Genomic DNA, 6047 nt, shown 5'->3' on the forward strand with positions numbered 1-6047 from the left:
GAAGTACACGTATTCAGCCAACCCGTAGCCCGATTCGTGAACGGCGAGCTTTTCGAGAATCGGTGCATATTCGCGGATCCATTCGATAGCCTGCTCGAAAGTTACCGAAGGATACATTTCCGCCATGCACTCGGCGATATACTTTTCGCCCTTCACGTCTCTTCACCTCCTGACGCAGGACCGAAATACTTGATTTCCTCTATTCGCAGTATAGCATCAGCAACATCCGGATTGCAAAAGGCGACTTGGGTTCCCAAGTGGGCTTCCGACAGACGATACCCGGCAGGAGCAGTGGTGATGAACTCGTGAAATCTGCCAATTTGGTCTTGGAAGGATTTGACCGCCCGCTCGTTGAACCGTTCAATCCAATCCACAATTGAATTGTCGGCAATTGGCCCGCGAACAATATCCGCATGATTGCCCCTGCAACAATCCCTGCACAGTTTCAATCTGTGGTACAGTACGTATTCGGCCCAGTCCAGAGTTGCGTGTTGGAACAGGTGCACATGGGCTTTTACAGACCGCTTGTGCACGCCAACAGTTATAACCGCCCCGGTCTTGCTCGGGGATCGAAAACTGAGGTGCTTTTGCCACTTGTACGCCCGGTCGAAACTTGTTGTCGTGTAGAACGCCGGGCCAAAATCCGTGGCAGGACGCCATTTCCTCGGATCAATCAAACCGTTCCGCATCATTTGATCCGCCGCTTCCTTGGTTGTGCCATGATACAGCCTGTCTGGAATGGAAAACACGCAAATCGTCCCCTCGTTATTCCAAACGATCAACGTCTGTCTTCATACCGCGCCCCTCCAACCTCTTTCTTCGCCGCCCGGATGTCAGCCTCAATTTCTTCCTCCGAAACGTCCGCCCCAACCCTGTTCCTTACTCGCTTGACAAGCGCTTCCATCTCCGCTTGCCAATCCGAAGGTTCCTTGAGCCGGTCCCGCAAAAATTCGTCCACGGCTTCGCGCACCTAATCAGATACGCTCTTGTTCTCAGACGCCGACAGATGTTTGAGCAGCCGCAACTGGTCTTCGCTGAGATAGATGTTTGTTCGTTGCATTATGACCCACCTCCGGATGTTGTTTCCCTTATTATACATCATGGTGTATATGTGCAGCTCTCTCCGTTGGCGTGTCTGAGCAACCCCTCCTCAAAAACATCTCGGGGCCGGGAGAAATCGCGCCGCATCTTTCCGCCCGTGGTACAATATCCTTGCCACCAACCAAGCGGAAGGAGCGAACTGCCAATGGCCGTCACCAAGGAAGAACTCCACAGGCTGGTCGACCAAATCACGGACCCCGAAGACCTGGAAATCGCCTACGAAGCGCTGCGGGCCGTCGTCGAAAGCGACCGGGACCAGTCGTGGTTCTGGACCGAATACTGGCAGGCAGGGGAACGGGAGGCCGACGAAGACAAGGCATCCGGGCGGATCAGCGGGCCGTTCGATACTGCCGGTGAAGCTATGCGGCACCTTGACCGGGTGGCCGCCAAGGGCGACAGCGATGAAGATTGAAACCACCCGTCGGTTTGACCGGCAATACGCGAAACTTGTCCGGGCCAATCCTGACGTCCGTCCCGCTGTCCTTAAGACCCTCACGCTTTTGGAACGCTTCCCACCCGCCCATCCCTCGCTGCGGTTCAAACGGGTACGCGGAACAGACGGCCTCTACGAGTGCTCCGTGAACATGGACATCAGGATAACGCTTGAATTCGTCGGAAACGACACCTTCCTGCTCCGCAACATCGACCATCACGACCCGGCTTTTCGACGCTAACCGAAAGGAGGAACCCACATGCCCCGCCGACGCCTCACCGCCGCCGTCACCAAAGAGGGCAAATGGTACGTGGCCCGCTGCCTCGAAGTGGAAGTGACCAGCCAGGGCGAGACCCTTGAAGAAGCTCTTGCCAACCTCCGCTAGGCCCTGGAACTCTATTTCGAGAACGCGTCAACCACCGACCTGCCGGACACCGGCCCGATCATCGCACCCGTGGACATTGAGGTGAAGCAGGCTTGAACCCGCGCCTGCCAATCGTGTCCGGGGCGGAAACCGTCACGGCGCTGGGCCGCGCCGGATTTATGAAGATTTAGAAAGTGAGCCAAAAGGGAAGCCGCGTGAAAGTCCGGCGCAAGGACGGCAGGCAGGCCATCGTTCCGTTGCATGACGAACTGGCTCCGGAAACTCTGCGGTCGATACTCAGGCAGGCCGGGATCTCCGTGGAAGAGTTCCTGAGATTGTTGGAGAACTGAATCACACTCCTTCCAAGATTCTCACTTTATGCTGGAGGAGAGAGAAATCCTTAGAAAATCTAAGAGAAACCCAGGCCCCTTTCGGCGGTTGCGCCATAGAGGCCTTCGATGGTTTAGGGAACCAGCAACGCCTTAATGGCACGGCGCTCGCTCATCGCCCGATACCCCTCGGCCACTTGCTCCAGCGGAAGCCTCAGGTCAAAAACCTTCCCGGGGTTAATCTTCCGGTTCCACACCAGGTCAATCAAGTCAGGCAGATAACGCCGTACCGGAGCCGGCCCTCCGTGCAGGTGCACCTGGCTAAGAACACTTCCTGCCCGTTGAGCTCCACCCCGTGCGGCACGCCGACGAAACTCGTGTAGCCACCCGGGCGCGTACTGTACACCGCCTGCATCATCGATGCCTGCGTACCGACACACTCGAGCACAGAATCCGCACCAACACCATGCGTCAACTCCTTCACACGAGCCACTCCTTCGTCACCACGTTCAGGAATGATGTCGGTTGCGCCATATTCCCGAGCCAAGTTCTGGCGGACCGGGTTGCGGCTCATCACGATGATCCGCTCCGCCCCCATTTCCTTGGCCGCGATCACGCCGCACAACCCAACCGCGCCATCGCCCACGACTACAACCGTGGAGCCGTGCTTCACGTTGGCCGCGTCCGCAGCAAACCATCCGGTCGCCATCACGTCAGACAGTGTCAACAGACTGGGAATCAGATCCTCGGGTGGGTATTCTGGTGTCGGAACGAGCGTACCATCCGCCAGAGGTACACGCAACCGTCTGGCCTGCGCACCGCCAACCGGCTCCCTGTGCTGACACGAGGACGGGTACCCATGGTGGCAGATGACGCATGTGTTGTCGGAGGCAAAGAACTAGCCGATGACGAACTGGCCCGGTTTGACCAACTTAACTTCGCTGCCGACCTCTTCGACCACGCCACAGTACTCATGGCCCATCGGGGTCGGCCGTGTGAGCGAGCTGATCCCCCGATACGGCCACCAGTCGGGACCAGAAACGCAAGTCGCGACAATGCGAATGATGGCATCCGTCGGTTTCTGGATGATTGGATCTGGCAAGTCTTCAAACCGTACATCCCCGGGAGCGTACATGACCGTACCTTTCACGCTACAACTTCCCCTTTCACTCGGATAACCTCAACGTTCATCCCGCCGCGTTTGCGAATACGAACAAACGCACGATGATGACCCTGCCCCAACCTGACAGGGCCATCTTTTGGTCAACGGTCGATCTGGCGCATCAAGTGTTCCGGATAACGGGGCCCAGACACCTTGTCCGGTGCCAGTGCCTGGTCCAAAAACGCCATTTCGTCCGCACTGAGGGTGATGTGCACCGCCCCAACATTCTCCTCTAGGTACTTGCGGCGCTTGGTGCCAGGGATGGGCACTATGGCCTCCCCCTTATGCAACAACCACGCCAAAGCGATTTGCCCCGGAGTCGCTCCCTTTTGCGCCGCCAGCTCCCGGACGACCGCGGCCGCCCGCATGTTGGCGTCAAAATTCTCTCCTTGGAAGCGCGGGTCACCCCGGCGAAAGTCGCCTTCCGGGTACTCTTCAGCCCGTTTGGCTGTTCCGGTCAAAAATCCCCGCCCCAGCGGGCTGAAGGGCACCAGGCCGATGCCGAGTTCACGCAACAGCGGGATGATGCGCGGCTCCAGGTTCCGCTCCCAGAGGGAATACTCGCTCTGAAGCGCCGAGATGGGGTGGACGGCGTGCGCGCGCCGAATTGTGTTTTCCCCCGCCTCCGACAGGCCGAGGTAGCGCACCTTACCTTCACGCACCAGGTCAGCCATGGTGCCGACAACCTCCTCAATCGGTACATCGGGATCGACCCGATGCTGATACAGGAGGTCGATGTAATCCGTGCCCAACCTGCGCAGAGACGCATCAACGACTTCCCGGATGTGTTCGGGCCGGCTGTTCAACCCCACATTCTTGCCGTTCTCAATGCGAAAACCAAATTTCGTGGCAATCACCACTTGGTCGCGGCGTCCCTTCAAGGCACGCCCCAACAACTCCTCGTTGTGGAAAGGGCCGTAGACCTCTGCGGTGTCAAAGAACGTAACACCCAGTTCAATTGCACGGTGAATCGTCGCGATGGACTCCGCGTCGTCCGGCACACCATAGGACTGGCTCATGCCCATGCAACCAAGCCCAATCGCCGATACTTCGAGCCCTTGACGACCCAATTTTCTCTTTGGCAGCATGCTTTTCTCTCCTCCCATTGGACATTCCATCCGTGCTTCCTAGGCCCGGACGAATTACAGCTCTTGGCGCGTCGGACGGAACAGGATCTCGTTGACGTCCACCTCTTCCGGCTCATTGATGGCATAGGCGACCGCCCGCGCGAACGAATCAGCGGGGATGGCGTACGTAGCGTAAAACTGGTGCATCTCGGCGGACACGTCCGGTTCCGTGATGCTGTCAGGCAGCTCCGTGTCGACCGCACCCGGAGAAATCACCGTCGTCCGGATGTTGTACGGTTTGACCTCCTGGCGCAACCCTTCCGTCAGGGCGCGCACGGCGTGCTTGGTCGCCGCGTAAACCACGCCTCCAGCGCGGACCTTGTGTCCCGCCACGGAGGAGACGTTGATGATGTGCCCGGACTTCTGCGCCTTCATATAGGGAAGTGCCGCCGCGATGCCGTACAGCACCCCCTTGATGTTCACGTCGATGGTCCGGTTCCAATCCTCGATTTTCAGGCGCTCCAGCGGCGAATGGGGCATCAGCCCAGCGTTGTTGATCATCACGTCGAGCCGCTGGTACGCCTCCACCGCGGAGTCGACCAGGTGCTTCACGTCCTCGTACCGCGTGACATCCGTTTTGACCGCGAGGGCCTGTCCACCCTGTGCCTTCAAATCATCAACCAGCGCCCGAAGGCGTGCATCACGCCGTGCCCCCAACACCACGATAGCTCCCTGGGCCGACAGATGGCGCGCGGTGGCTTCGCCCAGCCCGCTGCTGGCGCCCGTGATGACGACGACCTTTCCCTGGATTCGATTCTCCATGCAAAACACTCCCTTCCGACGTTGTTGACCACCTAAACCTCGCCTATCGTCTGTACCTGCCAATCCATCGATGGAAGACGAACGCCACCAACAACGCTGCGGTCCCCGCTACTGCACCCATCCAACCGATGGCCATCAAGTCGCTAGACTGCTTGGTCTGACGGAACATACCGTTCGCTTCTATACCGATAAGGGACTGGTCCCAAATGTACAAGTAAAGAAGGCGGGTCGTCAATCTTGTGTTCCAGCCACTTGTAGAACCGCTTTCCCTCTTGCGCTCCCCATTTTGAAAGCTTCCATCCCGTCCGCGCTCCCCACTTCGAAACCTTCCACGCATTCTATGGTCGAGCCATTGACCGCCACGCCTCCGGCTGCTGCACCAGCGGCAGAACCGAACTGTACAAAGGAAATGCTCAAACTCAGGGTAATGCCGGACGCCTCAGGTGCAAGTAACAACAGGTTATAGTTCTGCACCGGCCCAAACGACCATACTACAATGACCGTACAACATTCGAGTAACACGAAGTCAAGCTGACGATCAAAATCTTGAGGTGTTGTACGATGTACACTGTGAAAGAAGTCGCTAGACTGCTTGGTCTGACGGAACATACCGTTCGCTTCTATACCGATAAGGGACTGGTCCCAAATGTACAGCGTGACAGCCATAATAACCGTCTTTTCGATGACCAGTCGTTGGATTGGCTGACGGGCGCAAAACTATTTGAAATAATGTGTAATGTCAGTAAAAAAGGCGGGTCGTCAATCTTGT

The 6047-nt window shown here is 57.6% G+C and carries 13 protein-coding genes and 1 pseudogene; 6 read left to right on the plus strand and 8 right to left on the minus strand.

The features are described from left to right. Positions 1–152: 152 nt before the first annotated feature. Genes K6T64_RS15960 through K6T64_RS15970 form a run of 3 tightly spaced genes read right to left on the minus strand, consistent with a single transcriptional unit; the run spans position 153 to position 1060 of the window. Positions 153–749 carry a DUF3990 domain-containing protein gene (locus K6T64_RS15960; protein ID WP_288011056.1) on the minus strand — a complete coding sequence of 199 codons (597 nt, stop codon included), beginning with the start codon at positions 747–749 and terminating at the stop codon, positions 153–155. A 29-nt stretch (positions 750–778) separates the two neighbouring features. Beyond that, positions 779–958, minus strand: a complete 180-nt coding sequence (locus tag K6T64_RS15965; protein WP_288011057.1) for a hypothetical protein — start codon at positions 956–958, stop codon at positions 779–781. 12 nt (positions 959–970) lie between these two features. After that, the gene (locus tag K6T64_RS15970; protein ID WP_288011059.1) at positions 971–1060 is read right to left on the minus strand and encodes a ribbon-helix-helix protein, CopG family; all 90 of its coding nucleotides are present in this window, start codon (positions 1058–1060) and stop codon (positions 971–973) included. 186 nt (positions 1061–1246) lie between these two features. Between K6T64_RS15970 and K6T64_RS15975 the strand changes: the two genes are divergently transcribed. The 4 genes from K6T64_RS15975 to K6T64_RS15990 all read left to right on the plus strand — a co-directional run bounded on the left by K6T64_RS15975 (position 1247) and on the right by K6T64_RS15990 (position 2248). After that, positions 1247–1513 (plus strand): hypothetical protein, encoded by a 267-nt coding sequence (locus K6T64_RS15975; protein ID WP_288011061.1) that lies wholly within the window; start codon positions 1247–1249, stop codon positions 1511–1513. Then, positions 1503–1775 (plus strand): type II toxin-antitoxin system RelE/ParE family toxin, encoded by a 273-nt coding sequence (locus K6T64_RS15980; protein ID WP_288011063.1) that lies wholly within the window; start codon positions 1503–1505, stop codon positions 1773–1775. Before K6T64_RS15975 ends, K6T64_RS15980 begins: the two co-directional genes overlap by 11 nt. 18 nt (positions 1776–1793) lie before the next feature. Continuing rightward, complete coding sequence (locus K6T64_RS15985) at positions 1794–1919, plus strand: type II toxin-antitoxin system HicB family antitoxin (protein WP_288011065.1); 126 nt, start codon at positions 1794–1796, stop codon at positions 1917–1919. Between the two features lie 173 nt (positions 1920–2092). Then, positions 2093–2248 (plus strand): type II toxin-antitoxin system HicA family toxin, encoded by a 156-nt coding sequence (locus tag K6T64_RS15990; protein WP_288011067.1) that lies wholly within the window; start codon positions 2093–2095, stop codon positions 2246–2248. A 244-nt stretch (positions 2249–2492) separates the two neighbouring features. Here the strand turns inward: K6T64_RS15990 and K6T64_RS15995 are convergent, their stop codons facing one another. The 4 genes from K6T64_RS15995 to K6T64_RS16010 form a co-directional block, all read right to left on the minus strand. Next, positions 2493–3029, minus strand: a complete 537-nt coding sequence (locus K6T64_RS15995; protein ID WP_288011068.1) for a zinc-binding dehydrogenase — start codon at positions 3027–3029, stop codon at positions 2493–2495. 96 nt (positions 3030–3125) lie between these two features. Beyond that, positions 3126–3377, minus strand: a complete 252-nt coding sequence (locus K6T64_RS16000; protein ID WP_288011070.1) for an alcohol dehydrogenase catalytic domain-containing protein — start codon at positions 3375–3377, stop codon at positions 3126–3128. A 113-nt stretch (positions 3378–3490) separates the two neighbouring features. Then, the gene (locus K6T64_RS16005) at positions 3491–4474 is read right to left on the minus strand and encodes an aldo/keto reductase (protein ID WP_288011074.1); all 984 of its coding nucleotides are present in this window, start codon (positions 4472–4474) and stop codon (positions 3491–3493) included. A 57-nt stretch (positions 4475–4531) separates the two neighbouring features. Next, positions 4532–5278, minus strand: coding sequence for an SDR family oxidoreductase (locus tag K6T64_RS16010; protein WP_288011072.1), 747 nt, complete (start codon positions 5276–5278; stop codon positions 4532–4534). Between the two features lie 70 nt (positions 5279–5348). On the opposite strand from K6T64_RS16010, the pseudogene K6T64_RS16015 reads away from it, so the two are divergent. Next, positions 5349–5495, plus strand: a pseudogene (locus K6T64_RS16015) (MerR family DNA-binding transcriptional regulator); the annotation flags it as partial. A gap of 14 nt (positions 5496–5509) precedes the next feature. Here the strand turns inward: K6T64_RS16015 and K6T64_RS16020 are convergent. Beyond that, positions 5510–5944: a hypothetical protein gene (locus K6T64_RS16020; RefSeq protein WP_288011078.1), complete on the minus strand. Its 435-nt coding sequence runs from the start codon at positions 5942–5944 to the stop codon at positions 5510–5512. Between K6T64_RS16020 and K6T64_RS16025 the strand changes: the two genes are divergently transcribed. Next, a partial coding sequence (locus tag K6T64_RS16025; protein WP_288011076.1) for a MerR family DNA-binding transcriptional regulator occupies positions 5849–6047 on the plus strand: 199 nt, incomplete at its 3' end. The genes K6T64_RS16020 and K6T64_RS16025 overlap by 96 nt on opposite strands.

Origin of the sequence: Kyrpidia sp., from assembly GCF_023512215.1 — a bacterium.
GTDB classification, from domain to species: domain Bacteria; phylum Bacillota; class Bacilli; order Kyrpidiales; family Kyrpidiaceae; genus Kyrpidia; species Kyrpidia spormannii.